The 20,350-nt window shown below is 68.7% G+C and carries 19 protein-coding genes; 6 read left to right on the top strand and 13 right to left on the bottom strand.

Annotated elements, in window-relative coordinates; genetic code table 11:
• Positions 1-3 precede the first annotated feature (3 nt).
• Together ACFQ91_RS13630 and ACFQ91_RS13625 are read right to left on the bottom strand one after the other, a co-directional pair.
• Positions 4-1,500 (bottom strand): MDR family MFS transporter, encoded by a 1,497-nt coding sequence (locus ACFQ91_RS13630; RefSeq protein ID WP_137826692.1) that lies wholly within the window; start codon positions 1,498-1,500, stop codon positions 4-6.
• A 5-nt stretch (positions 1,501-1,505) separates the two neighbouring features.
• On the bottom strand, positions 1,506-1,871 hold the full coding sequence (locus tag ACFQ91_RS13625; protein WP_137826691.1) for a DoxX family protein: 366 nt from the start codon (positions 1,869-1,871) through the stop codon (positions 1,506-1,508).
• Positions 1,872-2,066: 195 nt separating this feature from the next.
• Between ACFQ91_RS13625 and ACFQ91_RS13620 the strand changes: the two genes are divergently transcribed.
• Positions 2,067-2,480, top strand: coding sequence for a helix-turn-helix domain-containing protein (locus tag ACFQ91_RS13620; RefSeq protein WP_198500410.1), 414 nt, complete (start codon positions 2,067-2,069; stop codon positions 2,478-2,480).
• A gap of 211 nt (positions 2,481-2,691) precedes the next feature.
• Here ACFQ91_RS13620 and ykgO read toward each other — a convergent pair whose 3' ends face one another.
• From ykgO to ACFQ91_RS13605, 3 genes are all read right to left on the bottom strand, one after another.
• Positions 2,692-2,814 carry a type B 50S ribosomal protein L36 gene (gene ykgO, locus ACFQ91_RS13615; protein WP_131248590.1) on the bottom strand — a complete coding sequence of 41 codons (123 nt, stop codon included), beginning with the start codon at positions 2,812-2,814 and terminating at the stop codon, positions 2,692-2,694.
• A 188-nt stretch (positions 2,815-3,002) separates the two neighbouring features.
• Complete coding sequence (gene pgm, locus ACFQ91_RS13610; protein WP_137826690.1) at positions 3,003-4,643, bottom strand: phosphoglucomutase (alpha-D-glucose-1,6-bisphosphate-dependent); 1,641 nt, start codon at positions 4,641-4,643, stop codon at positions 3,003-3,005.
• A 140-nt stretch (positions 4,644-4,783) separates the two neighbouring features.
• The gene (locus tag ACFQ91_RS13605) at positions 4,784-5,110 is read right to left on the bottom strand and encodes a rhodanese-like domain-containing protein (protein ID WP_137826689.1); all 327 of its coding nucleotides are present in this window, start codon (positions 5,108-5,110) and stop codon (positions 4,784-4,786) included.
• 197 nt (positions 5,111-5,307) lie between these two features.
• Between ACFQ91_RS13605 and ACFQ91_RS13600 the strand changes: the two genes are divergently transcribed.
• Positions 5,308-6,099, top strand: a complete 792-nt coding sequence (locus ACFQ91_RS13600) for a pyridoxamine 5'-phosphate oxidase family protein (RefSeq protein ID WP_332839541.1) — start codon at positions 5,308-5,310, stop codon at positions 6,097-6,099.
• A 91-nt stretch (positions 6,100-6,190) separates the two neighbouring features.
• Here the strand turns inward: ACFQ91_RS13600 and ACFQ91_RS13595 are convergent, their stop codons facing one another.
• The 7 genes from ACFQ91_RS13595 to ACFQ91_RS13565 form a co-directional block, all read right to left on the bottom strand.
• Positions 6,191-7,747, bottom strand: a complete 1,557-nt coding sequence (locus ACFQ91_RS13595) for an aldehyde dehydrogenase (NADP(+)) (RefSeq protein WP_137826687.1) — start codon at positions 7,745-7,747, stop codon at positions 6,191-6,193.
• A 32-nt stretch (positions 7,748-7,779) separates the two neighbouring features.
• Positions 7,780-9,339: an FAD-dependent oxidoreductase gene (locus ACFQ91_RS13590; protein ID WP_198500411.1), complete on the bottom strand. Its 1,560-nt coding sequence runs from the start codon at positions 9,337-9,339 to the stop codon at positions 7,780-7,782.
• Positions 9,336-9,683 (bottom strand): (2Fe-2S)-binding protein, encoded by a 348-nt coding sequence (locus tag ACFQ91_RS13585; RefSeq protein ID WP_376870181.1) that lies wholly within the window; start codon positions 9,681-9,683, stop codon positions 9,336-9,338. The genes ACFQ91_RS13590 and ACFQ91_RS13585 overlap by 4 nt, the downstream gene beginning before the upstream one ends.
• Positions 9,680-11,017 (bottom strand): NAD(P)/FAD-dependent oxidoreductase, encoded by a 1,338-nt coding sequence (locus ACFQ91_RS13580; RefSeq protein WP_376870179.1) that lies wholly within the window; start codon positions 11,015-11,017, stop codon positions 9,680-9,682. Before ACFQ91_RS13580 ends, ACFQ91_RS13585 begins: the two co-directional genes overlap by 4 nt.
• Before the next feature lie 13 nt (positions 11,018-11,030).
• A complete protein-coding gene (locus ACFQ91_RS13575; RefSeq protein ID WP_376870177.1) occupies positions 11,031-11,813 on the bottom strand; it encodes a GntR family transcriptional regulator in 783 nt (260 codons plus the stop codon).
• A 35-nt stretch (positions 11,814-11,848) separates the two neighbouring features.
• Positions 11,849-12,856, bottom strand: a complete 1,008-nt coding sequence (locus tag ACFQ91_RS13570; protein ID WP_137827052.1) for a proline racemase family protein — start codon at positions 12,854-12,856, stop codon at positions 11,849-11,851.
• Between the two features lie 72 nt (positions 12,857-12,928).
• Positions 12,929-13,861 carry a dihydrodipicolinate synthase family protein gene (locus ACFQ91_RS13565; protein ID WP_137827053.1) on the bottom strand — a complete coding sequence of 311 codons (933 nt, stop codon included), beginning with the start codon at positions 13,859-13,861 and terminating at the stop codon, positions 12,929-12,931.
• 110 nt (positions 13,862-13,971) lie between these two features.
• On the opposite strand from ACFQ91_RS13565, the gene ACFQ91_RS13560 reads away from it, so the two are divergent.
• The 4 genes from ACFQ91_RS13560 to ACFQ91_RS13545 all read left to right on the top strand — a co-directional run bounded on the left by ACFQ91_RS13560 (position 13,972) and on the right by ACFQ91_RS13545 (position 18,897).
• Positions 13,972-15,486 carry a sodium:alanine symporter family protein gene (locus tag ACFQ91_RS13560; RefSeq protein ID WP_137827054.1) on the top strand — a complete coding sequence of 505 codons (1,515 nt, stop codon included), beginning with the start codon at positions 13,972-13,974 and terminating at the stop codon, positions 15,484-15,486.
• Positions 15,487-15,876: 390 nt separating this feature from the next.
• The gene (locus ACFQ91_RS13555) at positions 15,877-17,205 is read left to right on the top strand and encodes an FAD-dependent oxidoreductase (RefSeq protein WP_137824752.1); all 1,329 of its coding nucleotides are present in this window, start codon (positions 15,877-15,879) and stop codon (positions 17,203-17,205) included.
• A 71-nt stretch (positions 17,206-17,276) separates the two neighbouring features.
• Positions 17,277-18,134 (top strand): ABC transporter permease, encoded by an 858-nt coding sequence (locus tag ACFQ91_RS13550; RefSeq protein ID WP_137824753.1) that lies wholly within the window; start codon positions 17,277-17,279, stop codon positions 18,132-18,134.
• Entirely contained in the window at positions 18,127-18,897 is a 771-nt protein-coding gene (locus tag ACFQ91_RS13545) for an ABC transporter ATP-binding protein (RefSeq protein WP_137824754.1), read from the top strand. The genes ACFQ91_RS13550 and ACFQ91_RS13545 overlap by 8 nt, the downstream gene beginning before the upstream one ends.
• A 90-nt stretch (positions 18,898-18,987) precedes the next feature.
• On the opposite strand, the gene wecC is transcribed toward ACFQ91_RS13545, so the two are convergent.
• Positions 18,988-20,247 (bottom strand): UDP-N-acetyl-D-mannosamine dehydrogenase, encoded by a 1,260-nt coding sequence (gene wecC / locus ACFQ91_RS13540; protein WP_137824755.1) that lies wholly within the window; start codon positions 20,245-20,247, stop codon positions 18,988-18,990.
• Positions 20,248-20,350: the final 103 nt, after the last annotated feature.

The raw sequence follows: 20,350 nt of genomic DNA, 5'->3' as shown, positions 1-20,350 counted from the left end.
CGGTCAGGCGTCCGTCGTTGCCGGAGCTTCCGGAGCTTCCGTCGACGCCGGCGCCGGCCGCGGCGCCGGGTTCTTGACGAACCAGCTGCCGACGACGGCGACGAGCGAGAGCACCGCGCCGGCGAAGAACGCCGTCGAGACGCCGTCAGCCTGGGCGACCACCGGGGTGGCGCCGCCGCCCGCGGCGGCGACCGTGCCGAGGCTGAGCACTGTGATGAACAGTGCCGTGCCGATCGCGCCGGCGACCTGCTGGATCGCGCCGACGGTCGCGGAACCGTGCGAGTAGAGCTGCGGGCTCAGCGACCCCAGCGCCGAGGTGAGCAGCGGGGTCATCATCATCGCGACGCCGAGCGAGAGGCCCATGTGTCCGAGGAGGACGAACCAGGCCGGACTCGTCTCGTTCAGCTGGGTGAGCGACCACAGCACCGCGCTGGCGATGAGGGCGCCCGGGATGACGAGCGGACGCGGTCCGTAGCGGTCGAAGAGCCGACCGACGAACGGGGCTGCCAGGCCCATCGCGAGACCGCCGGGCAGGAGCATCATGCCCGTCGTCACCGAGTCGAGCTGGAGGACGTTCTGCAGGTAGATCGGCAGGAGGATGATCGAGCCGAACATCGCGGCCATCATGACGACGACGAGCCCCACGGCGAGGGAGAACGACCGGGACTGGAAGACCCGCAGGTCGAGCAGGGCGCGGTCACCGCGCTGGAGGACGAGCTGGCGCCAGATGAAGAGGCCGAGGCCGAGGACGCCGACGGCCAGTGCGGCGAGTGCCTGCGGAATCGTCTCGGGCGAACCGCTGCCGAGCGTGCTGAAGCCGTAGACGAGTCCGCCGAAGCCGAGGGCCGACAGCGGCAGTGACGGCCAGTCGAGCGGCGAATGGCTCTGCTCGCCGATGTTGCGCAGGCGCAGGGCACCGATGATCATCATCGCGATCGCCACCGGCAGGATGATCCAGAAGAGGAAATGCCAGGTGAGCGTGCTGAGGATGAACCCGGACAGGGTCGGGCCGAGCGCCGGAGCGACGGCCATGACGATGGTGATCCGACCCATGAAGCGGCCGCGCGCGTGTTCGGGTACGACCGTCATGATCGTCGTCATGAGCAGCGGCATCATCATCGCCGTGCCCGAGGCCTGTATGACGCGGGCGACGATGAGCACGGAGAACTCGGGCGCGAGCGCACCGAGCAGGGTGCCGGCGGTGAAGAGGCTCATCGCCAGGAGGAAGACCTGTCGTGTCGTCAGCCGCTTGAGGAGGTAGCCGGTCGTCGGGATGACGACGGCCATCGTCAGCATGAACGCGGTCGTCGTCCACTGGGCGACGTTGAGCGTGACGCCGAGGTCGGTGACGAGGTGCGGGATCGCCACGCCCATGACCGTCTCATTGAGCAGGGTGACGAAGGCGGCGCCGAGGAGCAGCCAGATCACCCCGGTGCCGCCGGTGGTCGGCTGTGCATCGGAGCGCGCAGCCGCCTCGGCGGTGTCGGTGGTCTTGGTCATGTGCATCAGACTCCAGCCAGGCGCAGCACGACGACGATGAGGGCCATGACCATGACGATGATGTTCATGGTGAAGTTCTCGTTGTGGCGGCGGTGCGCGAAGATCGCGAGGAATTGGATTGAGGCAAGACCGAGGCCGGCGACCACGGTGAGCCACGGGAGGATCCCGGTCAGGGCGGGGAGGATGAGCCCGATGGCGCCCGCGATCTCGGCGACGCCGAGGAGGCGGACCTGTCCCTCGGTGTAGTCGAAGAGGGTGGGCATCGGCTTGTCGGCGTTGTGCGGTTTGAGGACCTTCATCGTGCCGGCCATGAGGAAGAGGACGGCGACGAGGCCGGAGAGGACCCACGTGATGATGGAGAGAGCGAGCATTGATGCCCCTTTCGTTCTGTCTTTAGTTACTGGTGATAACCTAGATACCAACGGTAATTATTCCCGACGGACCGGCACGCACAGCAACGTCACCGAGGCACATGGATGTAACCATTGGCCCTGATCAGAGGTGATGCGCAGGTGAGTCAGGGCGTCGGTCGACCGGCAGGGACCGGTCGAGGAGAGGAGAGGGACATGGAATCGCTCAGCAGGCCGGCAGCGACGGGTCACGAGCCGCGGATGCAGTCGATGTGCTCGGGGCCGGCCGCCGATCCGGAGATCTTCCGGTCGATCCTCGCGCGCGTCGGCGACAAGTGGTCGATGATGCTCATCGGCATGCTGCAGGACGGCCCCCGACGGTTCACCGAGCTCAAGTCGATGACGAACGGGATCTCGGCGCGGATGCTCACCCAGACGCTGCGGCAGCTCGAGCGCGACGGTCTCGTCGAACGCGAGGTGTTCGCGGAGATCCCGCCGCGCGTCGAGTATCGGGCGACACCGCTCGGGCGCTCGCTCGTGCCCGCCGTCCTCGCGATCGCCGAGTGGGCCTCGACCCACACCGAGGAGATCGCTGCGAACCGCGAGCACTACGACGCGAACGCGGACTGAGCGGCGGTCGCGCCGAGGCGGTGGCCGCCGTCCGTGCGACGACCACCGGCACGCCTGCTGGCGACCGACCGTGGCGCGACCACCGGCGCCCCCGGCTGGCGCGGGTCGGCCGTTGGGCGGGTCAGCCGCGTGAGGCGTCGAAAGTCGCGCACGAAAAAGGTGCCGACCCCCTTGAGTGGGAGTCGGCACCGTGTCGCCGGTCGCCGGGGTCTCAGCCCTGACGCGACTTGAATCGCGGGTTCTGCTTGTTGATGACGTACGTGCGTCCGCGACGCCGCACGACCTGCGAACCCGGCTGCTTCTTGATCGAGCGAAGGGAATTCCTGGCCTGCATCGTGTCCTCCTCTGTGTGACTTGTTCCATCAACAGAGACGACGTCGATTGTATTCCGAGACCCCTCGCAGCCCAGGCCCCAACGAGAACAGCCGCCCCGCAACACCGCCCGCCCCACAACACCGCACTCCACACGAGAACAGCCGCCCCACCTCGGCGAGGTGAGACGGCCGAACGACCGGATGGGCCCTATTCGAGCACGCCGTCGACGAGGGTCCGTGCCTCGTTCTGGACAGTGCGCAGGTGGTCTTCGCCCTGGAGAGATTCGGCGTAGATCTTGTAGACGTCCTCGGTGCCGGATGGGCGCACGGCGAACCACGCGTTGTCCGTCGTCACCTTGAGTCCGCCGATCGGGGCGTCGTTGCCCGGCGCCGCGGTGAGCACCGAGGTGACCGGTTCCCCGGCGATCGAGGACGCGGTGACCTGGGAGGCGTCGAGCGAACCGAGCTTCGCCTTCTGCTCGCGGGTGGCCGGGGCGTCCTGCCGGGCGTAGGCGCTCGTGCCGAACTTCTCGGCCAGGCCGGCGTAGCGCTGCGAGGGTGTCTGCCCGGTCTTCGCCGTCATCTCCGAGGCGAGGAGGGCGAGGATGATGCCGTCCTTGTCCGTCGACCACACCTTGCCGCCTCGGCGGAGGAACGACGCGCCCGCGGATTCCTCACCGCCGAACGCGAGGCTCGAGTCGAGGAGGCCGGGGACGAACCATTTGAAGCCGACGGGCACCTCGAAGAGGCGGCGTCCGTGGGCGGCGACGACGCGGTCGACGATCGACGAGGTGACGAGCGTCTTGCCGATCGCCGCGGTCGCCGGCCAGTCGGGCCGGTTCTCGATGAGGTAGTCGATGGCCGCGGCGAGGTAGTGGTTGGGGTTCATCAGGCCGGCGTCGGGGGTGACGATGCCGTGGCGGTCGGCGTCGGCGTCGTTGCCGGTGGCGATGTCGTAGTCGCTGCGGGAGGCGATGAGCCCGGCCATCGCATAGGGCGAGGAGCAGTCCATGCGGATGTTCTCGTCCCAGTCGAGCGTCATGAACGACCATGTGGGGTCGAGCTCGGGGTGGACGACGGTGAGGTTGAGGTCGAAGTCCTCGGCGATCGCCGCCCAGTAGTCGACGCTCGCCCCGCCGAGCGGGTCGGCGCCGATCTTCAGCCCGGAGTCGCGGATCGCGTTCATGTCGATGACCGATTCGAGGTCACCGACGTAGTTGGAGATGAAGTCGAAGTTCTCCGTGTTCTCGAGGTGGAAGGCCCGCTGGAAGCTCGTGCGCGGGATCTTCTCCCACCCGGCCTCGAGGTAGGCGTTGGCGCGGTCGGCGATCCACTTCGTCGCCTCGGTGCCGGCCGGTCCGCCGTGGGGCGGGTTGTATTTGATGCCGCCGTCGGCCGGGGGATTGTGGCTGGGGGTGATGATGATGCCGTCGGCCTGCGCGTCGGTGCGCGACTTCCCGGCGTTGTAGCCGAGGATCGCGTGGGAGACTGCGGGTGTGGGCGTGTACCCGTCGCGTTCGTCGATGAGCGCGGTGACTCCGGCGGCGGCGAGGACCTCGAGCACGGTGAGGAACGCGGGTTCGCTCAGCGCATGGGTGTCGCGGCCGAGGAAGATCGGCCCGCGCACGCCGTGGTCCTTGCGGTAGTCGACGATCGCCGCGGTGATCGCGGCGATGTGGGCTTCGTTGAACGCGCGGTTGAAGCTCGAACCCCGGTGTCCCGAGGTTCCGAAGCTCACGGCCTGGGCGGGAACCGCAGGATCCGGGACAAGGTCGTAGTACGAGTCGAGCAGTGCGGGGACATCGATGAGGTCCCTGTCCTGGGCCAGCTGGCCGGCGCGAGTAGTCATACCCCTACCTTGCCAAACACCGCTGATCGGTCACAGTCAGGACACCCGAGTTCTTGCATCGTGGACGCTGCCGGGCCATGTTCGACGGGAGCCCACAGGGGATGGTCAGGAACCTTGTGACCGGCGGCGGTCAGGGCGGGTCACTTCACCCAGGGGTCCTGCCCGGTCTCCGAGACGATCGGCTTGCCGTGGTCGAGGCTCCACGAGCCCATCCCGCCTTCGACGTTGAACGCGTCGAAGCCGTTGAGGTTGAGCCAGGCCGTGGCCCGCAGCGACCGTCCGCCGGTGCGGCAGATGATGTACATGTCGTCATCGAGCGGCAGATCGTCGAGCCGTTCGGGCAGCTCCCCGAGGGGAACGTGGATCGCGCCGTCGATGTGCCCGGCTTCCCATTCGTCGTCCTCGCGCACGTCGATGATCGCGGCGCCTTCGGGAATCTCGGTGACGGTGACAGATGGTTCGCTCATGCCTCCCAGTGTAGGACTGCGCCGGTGGCCTCGCACCGGGACCCCACCGGCGCCGAGGCGGTCGACCGTCCCGTGGGTCAGCGCGCGCGGTGCCCACGTTGGAAGTCGCTCCCAATTGCGACAAGGCTGCTGTTTTCAAAGCGCGTCCGTGTGAGAATGGCCGCACCACGTCAGCGCAGGCATTCGGAAGGGACACGATGATGAGTCGCAACACGAACACTGAGGGCAGCGGCGAAGAGAAGGCCCGCGACGCCGCGGCCGGCCTCGACCGGGCGACGGAGAAGTTCGCCGGCACCGCCGACATCGAACAGGGAGCGACGACCGGCTACACCGAGGCCGACGTCGAATCCCGCGCCCAGGAGACCGCCACCGCCGAGGGCTTCACCCTCTACCGCAACCCCGACGGCTCGCACACCGCGATCGACGAGTCCGCCACCGTCGAATTCGCCGAGGTCGACGCCGACGCGGCGGCCGCCTCGGCGAACGCACCCCGCCGTCACCAGACGCACCGGGAGGGCGACCTCCACCAGCAGGACGTCGTGAAGATCCTCAGCGACGCGAAATGGGTGATGCTCACGACCGCCCTCGCCGACGGCACGCTGCTCTCCCACCCGATGGTCCCGCAGCAGGTCACCGACGATGCCGACGTCTGGTTCTTCATCGGCCTCGACGGCGACCAGGCGATCGCCCTGCAGGGCAACCCGAACGTCAACCTCGCCGTCGCCGAGTCCGGGAACTGGCTCTCGGTCGCCGGCACCGTCGAGTTCGTCGACAGTCAGGCGAAGATCGACCACCTGTGGAACGACGATGCCGCGGCATGGTTCGACGGCGGTCGCAATGACCCCAACCTCGGGCTCATCCGCGTCAACGGCGAGTCCGCGCAACACTGGGGTGCGACCGGCGGGAAGGTCTCCGCCCTCGTCGAGATGATCAAGGCCAAGGTCACCCGTCAGCAGCCCGAGGGAGGCAGCTCGACGACCGAGCTGTGACCCGGCTGAGCTGTGACCCGGCTGGGCTGTGACCCTGCCGACCGCCACGGGCGCTGTCCGACACCGGGAAGCGCCCGTGGCGTCTGTCCGCTCAGCCCCAGGTCGTCGACGCACCCGCCGGTGACACGGCCTGCGGGAGGCCGAGCGGGTTCGCGTCCTGGAGGGCGGCGGGCAGGAACGCCGCCGGAGCGTTCTGGAACGCGACCGGGCGGAGGAACCGCTGGATCGCCGCCGACCCGACCGAGGTCGACGCATCGTTCGTCGTCGCCGGCCACGGCCCACCGTGCTGCATCGCCGGTGTCACCGCCACCCCCGTCGGCCAGCCGCCGAAGAGGACACGTCCCACCTGCCGGGAGACCGCATCGACCAGCTCGCCGAGGCGGCCCTGATCCTCCGTCTCACCCGCCGTCTCCGCGGTGCTGAGGTGGAGGGTCGCGGTGAGATTGCCGGCGAAGAACTCGGGCACGAGTTCGGCGTAGGACGTCCCGGCGGGCACCTCGACGATGATCGACAGCGGCCCGAACGCCTCATCGAGGAGCGCCTCACGGTGCGCGCGGAAGTCCTCGAGGGAGAGTGCGACGAGCGTCGGACGCGCCCAGCCCTGACCGTCGTCATCGATGCGCAGTCCGCCCTCGGCGATGACCCGGACGCCCGGGACAGCGAGGATGGCGTCCCGCCGCTCTGCGAAGCCGCGGGCGATCCCCGGATTGAGCAGGCGGTGCTCCTCGACGGCGCCGGCAGCGGTCGCGATGTCCTCGTCGAGTCCGTGGTCGGGCGGGGCGAAGAGGAAGCCGGGTTTCGTGCACAGCTGACCGGCCGAACCGGACACGCTCGTGACGTACCCGGCGGCGATGTCGGGTCCCGCTTCGGTGAGGGCCGCCTCGGTGACGAAGACGGGATTGACGCTGCCGAGCTCACCGAAGAACGGAATCGGAGTGGGCCGGGCCGCCGCGATGTCGGCGAGGAGACGCCCGGCGCGGATCGACCCGGTGAACGATCCCGCCTTGATCCGCTCGTCCTCGAGCACGGCGGTGCCGGCCTCCTGACCGTGGATGAGCGCGAAGACCCCGGCGGGCATGCCCGCGGCCGTCAGGGCCCCGTCGACGACTGCGGCGGTGGCGTCGGAGAGCTCCGGGTGCCCGGAATGGGCCTTGACGATGAGCGGGCAGCCGGCGGCCAGCGCCGCAGCCGAATCACCCCCGGCGACGGAGAACGCGAACGGGAAGTTCGAGGCGGCGAAGTTGAGGACAGGCCCGACGGGGACGTGGACGCGGCGCACATCAGGGCGCGCACCGAGGGCGAACGCATCATCGGCCGGGTCGATCCGGGCGTCGACGTACGCGCCCTCGCGCAGGGTCGCAGCGAACATCCGCAGTTGCACGGCGGTGCGGGTGAGTTCGCCGGTCAGCCGTGCTTCGCTCAGACCGGTCTCGCGCATCGCGATCGGCACGAGCGTGTCCCGCGCGGCCTCGAGGGCGTCGGCCACGGCGGTGAGGGCGTCGGCCCGGTCGGCCGGTGCGGTCGCGGCGAAGGCCGGAGCGGCGGCTGCCGCGGCGGCGACGATCCTCTCGAGGTCGGGGGAGAGCGCCGAGGCGGTGGGGCGTGACGAGCCGGGCGCCGAGGTGGCAGTGGTGGTGTCGGTGGTCATGGTGATCCTTTCGTGCTGAGTGCCGGTGGCGGTCACAGGTCGAAGAACGTCGAGAGCGGCACGGGTTGGGCGACGGGTCTCTTCATCGTCTGGGCGAGGGAGGCGTGCAGGGACGAGGATTCGGCGCGGTCGGGAGCACCCGTGGCGAGGCACGTGACGGCGAATCCGCATTCGCGTCCCTGGCACCAGCCCATGCCCGCGCGGGTCATGTTCTTCTGCGCCCTGGCGTCGTCGGCTTCGAGGGTGGTGCTCGCCTCGGCGATGGTCGCGGCCGGCACCTCCTCGCACCGGCACACGATCGTCTCCCGGGTGAGCCGGTCCGTCCAGCCCGGCGGCACGGGGTGGGCGCGATGCATCGCCTCGGCGAACGCACGGTGCCGGGCGATCGTCCGCCTCGTCGCGGTCCGGTCGAACGCCCGCGGGTGAGCCGCGGTCCGGTCATCGGGGGACGCACCGGTGATCTCGGCGGCGGCCTGGGCACCGGCGAGGCGCCCCTCGGCCGCGGCGAGCACGGCACCCCCGACCCCGGTGACCTCACCGGCGAGGAAGAGCCCGGGCACCGACGACCGCTGGGACTCGTCGACGACGGCGACGAGCGAGCCGTCGACGTCGACGCGAGTGCGCGCCCCGAGCGCGACCGGCAGCTCGAGCTGCGGAGTGAACCCCCAGCCCAGACCGACAGCGTCGATGTTCTCAAGCGTCGCCTCGGTGCCGGGGACGACCGCGCCGAGGCGGTCGATCCGAGCCGTGGTCACCGCCTCGACCCGGCCGTCGCCGAGGATCTCGGTGACGACCGTGCGCGTCCGATAGGGGATGCGGTGGCGGAGGAAGGCCCACGCGTACTCGGCTCCCTCGAGCGCTTTGGCGGGGACCCCGGCCGCCCGGTGGGCGTGAGCCAGCCAGCCGGTGAGGGACGAGGATTCGAGGACGGCGGCGACGTCGCCGCCGAGGTCGGTGATGTTCGCGGCGACGGGCAGGAGGAACGGTCCGGTGCCGGCGATGACGAAGCGCGAACCCGGCAGCATCCCGTTCTGCTTCGCGAACCCCTGGATGCCGCCGGCGGCCATGACTCCGGGCAGATCCCACCCGGGGATCGGCAGCTGCCGGTCGTAGCCGCCGGTGGCGATGATGAGGCGGCGGGCGTGCAGAACGGGGGACCGGTCGCCGGGCTCCGAGGCGGTGGGGCCGTGGCTCGGGGTCGTGCAGACGGTGAACCCGGCGCGTGTCCGGTCGGGTGGTGCCTCGACCATCCACACCGAGGTGGCCGGCCGATAGTCGATGATGCCAGCGGCGATGCCCGCATCGAACCCGGCCCGCAGGGCGAGGTAGTCGTCCCATCCGTGGTGAAGGCGACCGTCGTCGGTGCCGGCGGTCTCCGTGCGGTGGCGCCAGAACTGGCCGCCGGGCTGGTCAGCGGAATCGATGACGACGATGCGCGGGCCTGAACCGTCCCCACGCTGACCCGCTCCCGCACTGCGTCGGGTCGAGACGAAGCGCGGTTCCGCGGCGAGCTCATGGAGTGCGGCCTCGGCGGCGGCGAGGCCGGCGGGACCTGCGCCGATGATGACGAGGTCGACGGTCGGGACACTCATGAGCGCTCGCCTCCGACAGCCGCCCCACCGGTCTCATGGGCTCCCGCCCCACTGGCTCCCGCCCCACTGGCTCCCGCCGCACCGGCCTCGCCGGCACCGCGGTGGCTGCGGACGTCCATCCCGTCGGCGAGCGTGACCAGGCACGCGCGCTGCCCGGTCTGCCCGTCGATCTCGACGAGGCAGTCGAAGCACACTCCGATCCCGCAGAACAGTCCGCGCGGCCGGCCGGTGCGGGTCGTCCGCCAGCTCGTGCGACCGGAGGCGAGGAGCGCGGCGGCGACACTGGCTCCGGCCGGGGCGGTGAGCGGCGCGTCATCGAAGCGCGCGGTGACGGTTTCGCTCATGCTGATTCCTCCTGGGCGGCTGGGGTGAGATGGACAGGGTCGCCCTCGCGAGCGGGGGCCGGGGCAGGTTCAGTCGCGGGCCGCCCCGGCGCGAATCGCTCCGGGGCGAACGGCGTGAGGTCGAGGTCCGCCTCGGCGCCGGTCATCGCCTGGGCGAGCAGTTTGCCCGTGCCCACCGACAGCCCGATGCCCGCCCCTTCGTGACCGCACGCGTGCCAGAGCCCCGGTGCCCGGGGATCGGGGCCGATGACGGGCAGATGGTCGGGGCTGTACGGGCGGAATCCGTGGTAGTGGCGCAGGATGCGGGTGGTCGCGAGGAACGGGAAGAGCGCGGCGGCGTTGCGGGCGATGAGGCCGAGCGCCTCCGTGCTCACGGTCGCATCGAAGCCGACGCGCTCCCGGCTCGAGCCGATGAGGATCGTGCCGGCCGGGGTGCCCTCGACGACGGGGCTCGCCTGGAGGCCGTCGCTCGAGGAGCCGACGTTGTCGATGTACTCGGCGGCGTAGACTTTGTGGCCGATCATCGGCGGCAGCGGTTCGGTGACCATGACGAAGCCGCGGCGCGGCAGGACGGGCACGTCGACATGTGCGAGGGCCGCCACCTTGGGGGCCCAGGTGCCGGCGGCGTTGACGACGTGCGCGGCGGCGAAGTCCCCGGCCGGGGTGCGGACTCCGGTGACCCGGTCGCCGATGCGGACCACCTCGGTGACGGGGGCGCCGGTGACGACGGCGGCCCCGCGGTCGACGGCGAGGGCGAGGAGATGCCCGGCGGCGAGCATCGGTTGGACCTGGGAGTCCTCGGGATAGTACGCGGCCCCGAGTGCGGCCGGGGTGATGTGGGGTTCGTACTCGCGCAGCTGGTCGGGGTCGAGGGCGATCGCGTTGATGCCGAAGGACCGCTGGGCGCCGGTGACCCGGTTCAGGGAGGCGACACTGGACTCCTGGGAGGCGACGATGATCCCGCCCTTGGCTTCGAACTCCCAGCGGGCGGCGAATTCGGCGAGCTCGCCCGTCCACAGTCCCAGCGAGTACTGGGTGAGAGCGAGTTCGGGGCCGAGCTCCTTGTCGGAGACGAGGAGGTTGCCCTCGCAGCGCGACGACGTTCCCGAGGCGGGCAGGTCGCGGTCGATGACGGTGACGCTCAAGCCCGCCGTGGCCGCGAAGTAGGCGACCGCGCAGCCGACGATGCCGGCGCCGATGACGATGACATCGGAGGTCCGCACCGAGGTGGTCCGCGCCGAGGTGGCTCGTGACCGAGCGCTGCCGGCCGCAGTCGCCGAGGTGGTCCCTGCCGAGGTCTTCCGCGCTGATGCAGTGGCCGTCGCCGCGCTCACGTGCCCACACCTGTCATGTCGCCCCGGAACTGCTGGTTGCAGACGACCCACCAGCTGCAGACGACCCACCAGCCGCCCCGGACCCACCAGCCGCAGACGACCCACCGGCCGCTGCCGAATCGTGCGCCCCAGCCGCCTCGGTGCTCCCGGTCGCCCAGATCGAGCGGGCATGGCCGATGTGGGCGCGCAGGAGCGCCTCGGCGCCGGCCCCGTCGCGGTCGCGCAGCAGCCGGATGAGCTCATGGTGCTCCTGGGCGGAGTCGACGAGCTTGCCCTCCTTGGCAAGACCCGCGATGCCGTAGAGGCGGGTGCGCTGGCGCAGCGAGGTCGCGAGCTCCGTGAGCTGCGGGTTGTCGGCGAAGGCGAGCACCTGGGCGTGGAACTCCCGGTCGTTGGCGAGGTAGGCGGTGAGGTCCTCCTCGGCGGCACCGCGGGTGCACGCATCGGCGATGCGCATGAGCTCGGGGAAGGCCTCCTCGGTGATGTTCGCGGCCACCGCGTGCATGACCGGGGGCTCGACGAGGAGGCGGATCTGGGCGAGGTCGTCGAGGTCCTTCTCCGTCATCGTCGTGACACGGAATCCCTTGTTCTTCACGGTCTCGACGAGACCCTCGCGCGAGAGGTCCATCATCGCCTCGCGGACCGGGGTCGCCGAGACCCCGAGCTGTTCGCCGAGGACCGGTGCGGAGACAAGCTGCCCTTCAGCGAGCTCACCGGTGATGATGGCTGTCCGCAGGCTGTTGAGCACGGACTGGCGCAGGTTCTGGGGACGGTCGAGGCGGGGGAGGGAGGCCATGGGGGATTCCTTTCGTGGGCTGCCTATGAGGATACTCATAGCAGGAATCCCGCCGGGAAGGGATCGCTCGGATCAAGAAAGTACTGTGCCGTGCCCGTCACCCACGCCCGACCCTGGACGGTGGGCACGACGGCGGGCCGGCCCGCGACGGTCGTCTCGGCGACGAGGCGGCCGACGAACCGGGACCCGATGTAGGACTCGTTGACGAAGTCCGTCTCCAGCGTCAGTTCGCCGCGGGCGTGGAGCTGAGCCATCCGCGCGCTCGTGCCCGTCCCGCACGGGGACCGGTCGAACCAGCCGGGATGGATCGCCATCGCATGCCGGGACCGTGCCGCCGTCGACCCGGGAGCCTTGAGGTAGACATGGTGGCAGCCGACGATGTCGGGCCGCTCCGGGTGGACGGGCTCATCCGCGGCGTTGATCGCGTCCATGATCGCCAGGCCCGCGCCGAGGAGGTCGTCCTTGTTGCTCCGATCCTCCCTGAACTCGAGGCCGAGGTCGGCGACGTCGACGATCGCATATAAGTTGCCCCCGAACGCGAGATCGTAGGTCACGGTCCCGAGTCGGGGCACGTCCACCTCGGCGCCGAGGCGGTCGACGAACGCGGGGACGTTCGTGATCGTCACGGAATCGGCATGACCGTCACTGACGGCCACCTCGGCGATGACGAGCCCGGCGGGAGTGTCGAGGCGCACGGTGGTCACGGGTTCGTGCACCTCGACCATGCCGGTCTCGACAAGGACGGTGGCGACGCCGATCGTGCCGTGGCCGCACATCGGCAGGCACCCGGAGACCTCGATGAAGAGGACGCCCCAGTCCGCGTCGGGGCGGGTGGGCGGTTGGAGGATCGCCCCGGACATCGACGCGTGCCCGCGGGGTTCGGTCATGAGCAGGGTGCGGACGTGATCGGAGTTCTCGATGAACCACGTCCGGCGCTCGGCCATCGTCGCCCCCGGCAGCTCGCCGACCCCGCCGGTGATGACGCGGGTGGGCATCCCCTCGGTGTGGGAGTCGACGGCGTGATAGACGCGTGACGTGCGCATGGTGTCCTCCTCATTGAGTGACCGGGGCGACCTCGCTGCCGACGGGTCGTCCCGGTCAGAATACTGCCGGGCTCAGACGGCGGCGACGGCGGGCTTCGTCTCGCTCGCATACCCCTTGTCCGCGGCGGCCTCGGTGTCGGCGACGATGCGGTCGACGAGCGGCTGGGACAGGGGCAGGCGCGGGGGCCGGCAGATGCCGCCGCGCAGGCCGAGGACATCCATCGAGAGCTTGATCGCCTGGACGAACTCGGTCTTCGAGTCCCAGCGCAGCAGGGAGTGGAGGTCGCGGTAGATCTCCTGGGCCCGGACGAGGTCGGCGGTGTCACCGGAGGTGCAGAGCTCGAAGAGCTCGATGCAGGCGCCGGGGATCGCGTTCGGGTAGCCCGACACCCAGCCGACGGCGCCGGCGAGCCCGACCTCGAGGACGGTGTCGTCGGTGCCGATGAGGATGTCCATCGTCGGCGCGAGCTCGGCGATCTCGTAGATCCGGCGCGGGTCGCCGGAGAACTCCTTGACCCCGACCATGTTCCCCGCCGCATGGATCTCGGCGATGAGCTCGGGGACGAGGTCGACCTTCGTGTCGATCGGGTTGTTGTAGCCGACGACGGGCAGACCGACCGAGGCGACGGTCGCGTAGTGGTCCTTGACGGTCTCCCAATCGGCTCGGTAGGTGTTCGGGGGCAGCTGCATCACCGAGGTGGCCCCCGCGTTCGCTGCCTGCTCCGCCCAGTGCGCGGACTGCAGTGCCCCGTAGGCGCCGGTGCCGGCCATGACGTGGAATCCGGCGGGCGCGGCCTCGACGGCGGTGGTGATGACCTGGGCGCGTTCGACGTCCGAGAGCGTCTGGTACTCACCGAGCGAGCCGTTGGGGGCCACGCCGTCGCAGCCGTTGGCGGCGAGCCAGGCGACGTGATCGGCGAAGGCGTCGTAGTCGACGGCGTAGTCCTCGGTGAAGGGCAGGGCGGTGGCGACGATGACTCCGTGCCAGGGCTTCTTCTCCGACATGGGCTTCCCTTTCGTTCGGCCCGGATTCCTCCGGGGCTGTGCCACTACTGTGTGACATGTTACTGTGCAATGGTACACAAAAGAGGTCCATGTCACAAAGGAGTCGACAAATGGACGAGCTGCTTGAGCTCATCGGCACCATCAACACAGGAATCTGGAACCCCATGGCCTATATGGCCCTCGGTCTCGGACTGCTCTACACGATCTGGACCGGCGCCGTGCAGATCCGCAGGCTTCCCGATCTCGTGACGATCCTCAAGGAGAGCTCGGGCGGGGAGGACGGAGGGATCTCGAGCTTCCAGGCGCTCGCGCTCACCCTCTCGAGCCGCGTCGGCGTCGGCAACATCGCCGGCGTCGCCACAGCCATCGCCGTCGCCGGACCCGGAGCCCTGTTCTGGATGATCGTCATGGGCATCCTCGGCGGGGCGACGGCGTTCGCGGAGTCGACGCTCGCGCAGGTGTTCAAGCGCAAGGTCGACGGCGAGTACCGCGGCGGCATCCCCTATTACATCGAGAAGGGGCTGGGCCAGAAGTGGCTGGCCGTCATCGCCGCGGTCGCGACGATGATCCTCTACGCGGTGCTCGCGCCCGGGGTGCAGACGTTCAACATCGCCAACAGCGCCAATGTCGCGTTCGGGGCGCCGGAGTGGGTGACCGGACTCATCGTCGCCGCCCTCTTCGGCATCATCGTCATCGGCGGGACGAAGCGGATCACCGCGGTCGCGGACAAGGCGGTGCCGTTCATGGCCGCCGGCTACATCCTGCTCGCGATCGTCGTCATCTGCGTCAACCTCGACCAGGTCCCGGCCGTCCTCGCGCTCGTCTTCTCCTCGGCCTTCGGCGTCAACGAGGTCTTCGGCGGGATCATCGGCGCGGCGATCGCATGGGGTGTGCGCCGTGCCGTGTTCTCCAACGTCGCCGGCGTCGGTGAGGGCACCTACGCCTCGGCGGCGGCGTCCGTGTCCCACCCGGCGAAGCAGGGGATCGTCCAGGCGTTCTCGATCTACGTCGATACGGTCCTCGTGTGCACGGCGACGGGGGTGATGATCCTCATGACCGACAGCTACAACGTCATCACCGAGGCGGGGCGCACGCTCGTCGAACACCTCCCCGGTCTCGAGCCGGGCACCGAGAATACGCAGATCGCCCTCGACTCGGTCTTCCCCGGGTTCGGTCCGGTCTTCGTCGCGCTCGCGCTCTTCCTCTTCGCGTTCACGACGCTCATCGCGTTCAACTACATCGCCACCTCGGCGGCGGCCTACCTCTTCGACGGGAAGCGTCTGGGCGTGGTCAAGCGCCTCATCCAGGGCGTCATGATCGTCATCGCCTTCGTCTCTGCGATCGCCCCGGCCGATCTCATCTGGGGCATCGGCGACATCGGGTACGGCTCGCTGGGCTGGATCAACATGATCTGCCTCGTCTTCCTCGCCCCCCTCGTGGCGAAGGTGCTGCGCGACTACACGGCGCAGAAGAGGATGGGCCTCGACCCCGTCTTCGATCCGACGAAGCTCGGGATCCGCGGGGCGACCGCCTGGACCGGCGACAACCCGCCGGCCGCTGTGCTCGTCGCGCGCCGGCACAACGCAGCGCTGGCCGAGGAGGAGGCGGACACGACTCAGCGGTAGGAGCCGGGCACGCCCCGGCGATGCGGGGCGGGGGCGGAACGCAGCCCCCGCCCCGCGCCCCCTCGACCCCGGACCCATCCCCTCCCCTCGACCCCGGAACCATCCCCGACCGTCGATTCCCCAATCCCCGACTCCCGAACCCGAACCCATCCCTGAGAGTCGATTCCCCGATCCCCGGCTCTCGATCAAGCGGCAGCGCGGATAGCGGCGCGTGCACCGCCCGCTATCCGCGCTCCCGCTTGATCGAGCCGTGCGGGCCGCCCCTCGGTGCCTCTCCACAGCCGTGGCCTGCCCCGCCAAGCATCCCTGACAATGCGGCTGATATCCCCGCTGCCCCGCCTGCTCGTCGGGTGAGGAAACAGCTCCCGGACCCCGACTAGCATGGGGACCATGGGCAAACAGATCGTCATCATCGGTGCCGGCCTCGCCGGAACCACCGCTGCCAGGGAGCTGAGCCAGCGCGGCCAGCCCGTCACCCTCATCGATCCGGAGGCCGGGGACACGTACGAGCGTCCGCCCCTGTCCAAGCACCTCTTCGACGATTCGCGCTACCACCTTCCCTATCATCTCGAGGACAGTGAGCTCATCACGTTCGTCCGCGACCGGGCCGTTTCGATCACCCTCGCCGAGGCTAGTCCTGAGTCCCAGCCGGAAGCCCTCTTCCAGCCCGGTTCCGAGCGCCTCGCCGGCACCGTCCACCTTGGGTCGGGGGAGACGCTCGACTTCACGCACTGCATCCTCGCGACGGGGATGGAGGCCAACCGCCCGGAGATCCCCGGGTACCCGGACGCGCTGCCGGTCTACAACCTCGGCGAGGCGGAGTGGATCCGCGATTTCGTCGCCGAGGCGACCGACCCTCTCAACGTCGGTGTCCTCGGTTCGGGGTACCTCGGGATGGAGGTCGCGACCGCCGCGGTCGCCGCCGGACATGAGGCGACGGTGTACCTGCGCGGGGACGAGCCGCTGCGACGGCAGCTCTCGGCGCCGGTGCGACTTGCGCTGTTCGAGAAGCACAAGGCCGCGGGAGTCCGCTTCGTCACCGACCACACCGACAACGCGGACATCCCGGCCGGTGAGCACACGCTCTTCGTCACGAGCGTGGGCGCCCGGCCCGTGCGCATCCCCATCAACGGGGCGCTGCCGACGACGGACGAGCATTCCGCCGACCCGGAAGGCCCGGCCCCGGGTGAGGTGCCGACGTTCGCCTGGGACGTCGATGAACACCTCGCGACGGCCTACCCGGGCGTATGGGCGGCAGGTGATTGTGCCCACATCACCGGCGGACGGTTCGCGATCGATCACCCGTGGGCGTGCGAACCGGTCGCGGAGAGTCACGGGAAGTACCTGGCCGAGCACATCCTCGGCGAAGACGACGACCTCACGCCGAGTGCCGACGGCCCCGCTCCCAGTCAGCCCGCACCGTGGTCCGACGTTCCCTGGCACTGGAGCTTCCAGGGCCCGGAGAAGGTCTTCACTGCCGGTCTGACCAGCCCTGATGCACAGGACACGGTGCAGCGCAGCGACCCGAGCGGAACGAAGTTCCAGGTGTTCCACTTCGCCGGGCCCGAGCCGGAGGCTGCGCTCATCGGGGTCGAGACGCTCAACTGGCCGCCCATGCAGGCGGCAGCTCGGCGGGTGCTCGGCGCTGATCGGCCGATGCCGACGAGAGCGCAGCTCGAGGACCCCGAATTCGACTTCAAGGCTCACAGTCGCTTGTGAGTTCCAGCAGGGGTCATCGCGTAGACTTCCTGTGTTCCGTCCCAGTTTCCGACGAGAGAATCTTCACCTACATGGACATGGCCAAGCTTGCTGCCGAGCATGGACTCGACAGAGTGGGTGGGCGTCCGTCGCTCCCTGCGTACCTCAAGCAGCTGTGGAAGCGAAGCGACTTCACGCTCACGCTCGCCCGGTATCGCATTCAGAGTGAGAACGAACGCAACCGCCTCGGCATGCTCTGGGTCGTGCTGCGACCGACGTTCTCGGCGATCATCTACGGCGTGATCTTCGGCGTCATCCTCGGAGGCGCTGGAATGCGACCGGACGACTTCGTGCCGTTCGTCGTCATCGGCGTCTTCATGCTCGAGTTCTTCAACTCGTCGATGAACGGCGGTGCGAAGTCGATCATCTCGAACGCCTCGCTCGTCCAATCCCTGCCGTTCCCGCGCATCGTGCTGCCGATCGCGACGGTCATGCAGAACCTGCTCAACTTCATGCCGACGATGGCGCTGATGATCATTCTCGCGGTGATCTATGGGGCCAGACCGTCGTGGGAGTGGCTGCTCTTCATCCCGCTCATCATCCTCTTCTGGATCTTCTGCCAGGGAATTGCGTTCATCTTCGCGCGCATCACCGTCCACTTCAGGGACCTCAGTCAGGTCACGCCGTTCATCTCGCGGATGATCTTCTACACGTCCGGTGTCTTCTTCTCCCTCAATGAGATGATCGCGAAGACCTATCCGTCGCTGCAGCCCTTCGCCGACTGGCACCCGCTCAACGAGGTGCTCTCGATCAGTCGCGGCATCCTCATGAACGGCTACGAGATCCCGTATGAGTACTTCGGCTACTTCGCGATCTGGGCGTTCGCGATCTTCGCCTTCGGCTTCGTCTTCTTCTGGCTGGCAGAGGAAAGGTATGGTCGCGATGAGTGAAACAGAGAAGGTCCCCGCCGAGGTGACCGAAACGACCCCGCCCGTCGTCATCGCCGATAACGTCCACGTTCGGTACAAGACGCTCGCCACGGGCAAGCGGCTCAAGCTCGGCGCCGGTGGTGGGCTGCTGCAGAAGACCCGCGGACTGCGCGAGGTGCATGCGCTCAAGGGCGTGAGCTTCATCGCGCACGCGAATGAGTCGATCGGCGTCATCGGCAGCAACGGCTCCGGCAAGTCGACGCTCATGCGGGCGATCACCGGTCTCACCCCGACCTCGGAGGGCGCGGTCTATGCGAGCGCGAGGCCGAATCTCCTCGGAGTCGGTGCCGCGCTCATCCCGGATCTCTCCGGTGCCCGCAACATCATCCTCGGTGGTCTGGCGCTGGGTCTGTCTCGGTCGCAGGTCGAGGAGAAGTTCGACGACATCGTCGATTTCACCGGCCTCGGTGACTTCATCGATATGCCCATGCGCACGTACTCCTCAGGGATGTCGCAGAGGCTGAAGTTCGCGATCGCCACGGCTGTCCAGCATGAGATCCTCATCGTCGACGAGGCGCTTGCCGTGGGTGACAAGAAGTTCCAGCAGCGTAGCGAAGGCCGGATCCGTGAGATCCGTGAGAACGCGGGAACGGTGTTCCTCGTGTCGCACTCGATGCGATCGATTCGCGACACGTGCAACCGCACGATCTGGATCGAGAAGGGCGTCCTGCGCGCCGACGGCCCCACCGACGACGTCGTCAACGAGTACGAGTCGTTCAAGTAGGCACTGCCGCGTTCAGAGCAGAACTCTGAATGCTCAAACAGCGGAGGCCGCCCGGCTGAACCGGGCGGCCTCCGCTGTCTCTCACCAGTGTCAGTTCCAGACCCCGCGGGTGTCGTGGACGATCTTCTGCGCGAGCAGAGTGCGATCGATGCGGGCGAACTCGTTGTGGTCGACGAGCAGGAGCACGATGTCTGCTTCCTTCACTGCCTCGTTGAGTTCGGTGAGGGTGACGTTCGCACGTGCCGAGAGGTCAGAGGGCAGTTCGTCGATGTTCGGCTCGACTGCCATGATCGTCGCGTCCGGCAGCTCGTCGGAGAGCTGGTTGACGATCTGCCGGGCGGGGCTCTCGCGCAGGTCGTCGATGTTCGGCTTGAAGGCGAGTCCGAGTGCCGCGATCTTCACGTCCGAGATCCGCTTCGCCTGGGGGAGGAGCTTGTCGAGGACGAACTGCGGCTTCGAGTCGTTGACCTCGCGCGCGGTCTTGATGAGTGACGAGTGCTCGGGGGCGGTTGCGACGATGAACCACGGGTCGACGGCGATGCAGTGGCCGCCGACGCCGGGACCCGGCTGGAGGATGTTGACGCGCGGGTGATGGTTAGCGAGGTCGATGAGCTCCCAGACATTGATGTCGAGGTTGTCGGCGATCATCGACAGTTCGTTGGCGAACGCGATGTTGACGTCGCGGTAGGCGTTCTCGGTGAGCTTGGACAGCTCAGCCGTGCAGGCATCGGTCATGAGGAACTCGCCCTCACAGAAGAGCTGGTAGAGGTCGCGGGCACGTTCGCCGGCGTTGCCGTTGAGCGTCCCGACGATGCGGTCGTTCGTCCGCAGCTCGATCATGATGCGACCGGGAAGCACGCGTTCGGGGCAGTGCGCGAAGTACACCGACTGCGAGGTCCCCGGCTTGAGAGTGAGATCAGGACGCGCGGCGAGGATCGTGTCGGCGAGGAACTCGGTGGCACCGGGAGGTGACGTCGACTCGAGGATGATGAGCTCGTTGCCTTCGAGGAGCGGCGCGATCTGCTTGCCCGCAGTCTCGATGTAGGACAGATCCGGCTTGTGCCCGTCGGTGAACGGCGTCGGTACCGCGACGATGTAGTTATCAGCGTGGGGCGTCTCGGTCGTTGCCCGGAGGAATCCCTGCGAGACGACGCCGGCCACGGTGGTCGCCATATCGGGCTCGACGAACGGAATGTTGCCCGCGTTGATGACATCGACATTGTTCCGATTGATGTCGACACCGACGACATCCGCGCCTGTGCTGGCCAAGATCGCTGCAGTCGGCAGGCCAATGTAGCCGAGACCGATGACGGCGACGGAGGGGCGAATGCCGTAGTTGGGCGCATTCATGAACGGTGGCTCCAAGCTGTCAAAACGAAGTAAATTTCCCACCGGGCCGCTCGCCAGGTGCCTCCATCCGTCGCACGCTTCTGACTGAGAACGTCATCGTCAG

The organism is Brevibacterium sp. NPDC056726 (genome assembly GCF_042790515.1).
GTDB lineage: Bacteria > Actinomycetota > Actinomycetes > Actinomycetales > Brevibacteriaceae > Brevibacterium > Brevibacterium sanguinis.
This window is presented reverse-complemented; position numbering and strand designations above follow the sequence as displayed.

Excerpts from the sequence above, each read along its gene's own strand:
- ACFQ91_RS13625 (WP_137826691.1), bottom strand. The coding sequence starts at position 1,871 with ATGCTCGCTCTCTCCATCATCACGTGGGTCCTCTCCGGCCTCGTCGCC.
- ACFQ91_RS13560 (WP_137827054.1), top strand. The coding sequence starts at position 13,972 with ATGGACGAGCTGCTTGAGCTCATCGGCACCATCAACACAGGAATCTGG.
- ACFQ91_RS13605 (WP_137826689.1), bottom strand. The coding sequence starts at position 5,110 with ATGAGCGAACCATCTGTCACCGTCACCGAGATTCCCGAAGGCGCCGCG.
- ACFQ91_RS13550 (WP_137824753.1), top strand. The coding sequence starts at position 17,277 with ATGGACATGGCCAAGCTTGCTGCCGAGCATGGACTCGACAGAGTGGGT.
- pgm (WP_137826690.1), bottom strand. The coding sequence starts at position 4,643 with ATGACTACTCGCGCCGGCCAGCTGGCCCAGGACAGGGACCTCATCGAT.
- ACFQ91_RS13600 (WP_332839541.1), top strand. The coding sequence starts at position 5,308 with ATGATGAGTCGCAACACGAACACTGAGGGCAGCGGCGAAGAGAAGGCC.
- wecC (WP_137824755.1), bottom strand. The coding sequence starts at position 20,247 with ATGAATGCGCCCAACTACGGCATTCGCCCCTCCGTCGCCGTCATCGGT.
- ACFQ91_RS13630 (WP_137826692.1), bottom strand. The coding sequence starts at position 1,500 with ATGACCAAGACCACCGACACCGCCGAGGCGGCTGCGCGCTCCGATGCA.
- ACFQ91_RS13575 (WP_376870177.1), bottom strand. The coding sequence starts at position 11,813 with ATGGCCTCCCTCCCCCGCCTCGACCGTCCCCAGAACCTGCGCCAGTCC.
- ykgO (WP_131248590.1), bottom strand. The coding sequence starts at position 2,814 with ATGCAGGCCAGGAATTCCCTTCGCTCGATCAAGAAGCAGCCGGGTTCG.
- ACFQ91_RS13590 (WP_198500411.1), bottom strand. The coding sequence starts at position 9,339 with ATGAGTGTCCCGACCGTCGACCTCGTCATCATCGGCGCAGGTCCCGCC.
- ACFQ91_RS13595 (WP_137826687.1), bottom strand. The coding sequence starts at position 7,747 with ATGACCACCGACACCACCACTGCCACCTCGGCGCCCGGCTCGTCACGC.
- ACFQ91_RS13585 (WP_376870181.1), bottom strand. The coding sequence starts at position 9,683 with ATGAGCGAAACCGTCACCGCGCGCTTCGATGACGCGCCGCTCACCGCC.
- ACFQ91_RS13570 (WP_137827052.1), bottom strand. The coding sequence starts at position 12,856 with ATGCGCACGTCACGCGTCTATCACGCCGTCGACTCCCACACCGAGGGG.
- ACFQ91_RS13620 (WP_198500410.1), top strand. The coding sequence starts at position 2,067 with ATGGAATCGCTCAGCAGGCCGGCAGCGACGGGTCACGAGCCGCGGATG.
- ACFQ91_RS13565 (WP_137827053.1), bottom strand. The coding sequence starts at position 13,861 with ATGTCGGAGAAGAAGCCCTGGCACGGAGTCATCGTCGCCACCGCCCTG.
- ACFQ91_RS13555 (WP_137824752.1), top strand. The coding sequence starts at position 15,877 with ATGGGCAAACAGATCGTCATCATCGGTGCCGGCCTCGCCGGAACCACC.
- ACFQ91_RS13545 (WP_137824754.1), top strand. The coding sequence starts at position 18,127 with ATGAGTGAAACAGAGAAGGTCCCCGCCGAGGTGACCGAAACGACCCCG.